The organism is Phocaeicola sp., from assembly GCF_048170425.1.
Lineage (GTDB): Bacteria > Bacteroidota > Bacteroidia > Bacteroidales > Bacteroidaceae > Phocaeicola.
The window spans coordinates 1-2562 of the sequence record NZ_DBEXBB010000264.1; the positions used below are offsets into that span (position 1 = coordinate 1).

Annotated in this window: 2 protein-coding genes and 1 pseudogene; 2 read left to right on the plus strand and 1 reads right to left on the minus strand. The window is 43.8% G+C overall.

The window, feature by feature from the left end:
* Positions 1-20: 20 nt before the first annotated feature.
* Together pheS and ACMJ0U_RS10505 are read left to right on the plus strand one after the other, a co-directional pair.
* Positions 21-1040, plus strand: coding sequence for a phenylalanine--tRNA ligase subunit alpha (pheS, locus tag ACMJ0U_RS10500; RefSeq protein WP_417129876.1), 1020 nt, complete (start codon positions 21-23; stop codon positions 1038-1040).
* Positions 1041-1111: 71 nt separating this feature from the next.
* Complete coding sequence (locus ACMJ0U_RS10505; protein ID WP_417129877.1) at positions 1112-2353, plus strand: MFS transporter; 1242 nt, start codon at positions 1112-1114, stop codon at positions 2351-2353.
* Between the two features lie 6 nt (positions 2354-2359).
* On the opposite strand, the pseudogene ACMJ0U_RS10510 reads toward ACMJ0U_RS10505, so the two are convergent.
* A pseudogene (locus ACMJ0U_RS10510) lies at positions 2360-2562 on the minus strand (hypothetical protein); the annotation flags it as partial.

Genomic DNA, 2562 nt, shown 5'->3' on the forward strand with positions numbered 1-2562 from the left:
AAAATAATTAAAGAAGAGATATGTTAGCAAAAATAGAACAGTTACTTCAGGAAGTAAAAGGACTCACAGCGCAGAACCCAGAAGAACTGGAAGCGTTACGAATCAAATACCTCAGCAAAAAAGGTGCCATCAATGCCCTGATGGCTGACTTCCGCAACGTACCTGCCGAACAGAAGAAGGAAGTAGGTATGAAATTAAATGAGTTGAAGAACTTGGCACAAGAACGGATTGCAACCTTAAAAGAAGCATTTGACAACCTGGACAACGGAACTGCCGAACTTGACCTGACCCGTACGGCTTACCCCATTAATCTTGGTACACGCCATCCGCTGACAATTGTCCGTAATGAAATCATCGACATTTTCAGCCGTATGGGCTTTACTATCGCCGACGGTCCGGAAGTAGAAGATGACTGGCATGTATTCTCTTCCATGAATTTTGCAGAAGACCATCCCGCACGCGACATGCAGGATACATTCTTCATTGAAAGTCACCCTGACATCATTCTTCGTACACACACCTCTTCTGTACAGAGCCGTGTAATGGAAGTTTCACAGCCTCCTATCCGCGTAATCTGCCCGGGACGTGTATATCGTAATGAAGCTATCAGTTACCGTGCACACTGCTTCTTCCATCAGGTAGAAGGTCTGTATATCGACAAGAACGTTTCATTTACAGACTTAAAACAGGTATTGCTGCAGTTTGCACAAGAAATGTTCGGTCCGGAAACTAAAATCCGTCTTCGCCCGTCTTACTTCCCGTTCACAGAGCCCAGTGCTGAAATGGATATCAGCTGTGACATCTGTGGTGGCGAAGGCTGTCCGTTCTGTAAATATACCGGATGGGTAGAAATTTTGGGATGCGGTATGGTAGACCCGGCTGTACTGGAAGCAAATGGTATCGACAGCAAACTCTACACCGGTTATGCATTCGGTATGGGAGTGGAACGTATCACCAACCTGAAATACAAAGTTAAAGACTTGCGTATGTTCTCTGAAAATGACACACGCTTCCTCGAAGAATTTGAATCAGCTAACTGATTTATCGTAACATCATCATAAGAACACGGATTACACCGGAGGTATCGACTTCCTTAGTGTAATCCGTGTTTATCTATTCAAACCAGCCATCTCCCCTTTTTCTCTCGGCGAAATATGGAAAAGAAAGACTTGTCACCCCGAGTTTCTGTGCCATCCTGGCTGCCAATTTCCTGCTCTATTTCGGATTTTGGCTCCTTACTCCCATCCTTCCGTTTTACTTGTCGGAAGTATTCCACACTTCACATACCGCTATTGGAGTCATTCTTTCCTGCTATACGATTTCCTCTTTATGTATCCGGCCGTTCTCCGGCTACATTCTGGATACATTCGCCCGGAAACCATTATACCTGCTGGCTTATTTCATTTTTACGCTGATTTTTGCTGGCTACATGACAGCAACCGCCCTCACGTTATTCATTATTTTCCGCATTGTACACGGATTCTCGTTCGGCATGGTCACGGTAGGAGGAAACACGCTGGTAATTGACATCATGCCCTCTTCCCGAAGAGGAGAAGGACTGGGTTACTACGGACTAACCAATAACATTGCCATGTCTATCGGCCCTATGTTCGGGCTTTTCCTGCATAATGGAGGAGCATCTTATACTACCATCTTCTCGTATGCACTCGGTTCGTGTGTAATTGGATTTATAGCTGCCTGGACCGTTCGCACGACTTACAAAACTCCCGTAAAGCGAACTCCCATATCACTCGACCGCTTCATTCTATTAAAAGGACTTCCTGCCGGATTCACTCTGTTACTACTTTCCATTCCTTATGGTATGACCACCAACTATGTAGCCATGTATGCACAAGAAATAGGTATCACCACAGAAACAGGATTCTTTTTTACGTTGATGGCTGTCGGTATGGCTGTAAGCCGACTATTTAGCGGACGTCTTGTCGACAAAGGATTAATAACCAAAGTAATTGCAACTGGACTGTATCTGGTTAGTGGATGCTACTTCGCCCTGACCGCATGCGGATGGTTAGTCTACTGGAACCTGGGGCTGACAACCGGCATTTTTTTCTTGGTTTCATTGTTGTTGGGAATAGGATTTGGTACCATGTTTCCAGCTTATAATACCCTATTTGTAAATTTGGCTCCTAACAGTCAACGAGGCACAGCTACCAGCACTTACCTGACTTCATGGGATGTAGGATTAGGTATAGGCATACTTACAGGAGGGTATCTGGCCGAAATAGCCACCTTCAAAATAGCCTACTTGTTTGGAGCTTCATTAACAGTGGTTTCACTAATTTACTTTCACCTCAAGGCTGGTCCTCACTTTGAAAAAAAACGATTCAGATAAACCTCGTCAATCTTTATAAGTAAATACAAAAATATGTGACAAGTGATTATCTACCTCCGTAAACTGTACAGAAAGAATAAAAGAACGAAACAAATCCGCATGACGAATGAGGAACGGCGGTAAATAAGACACAAACTTTTCTGAGGAAGCAGAAACCTTCTCCATATCAGCTACCATAATATAAAAAGCATCACGTGATAAATTTGACA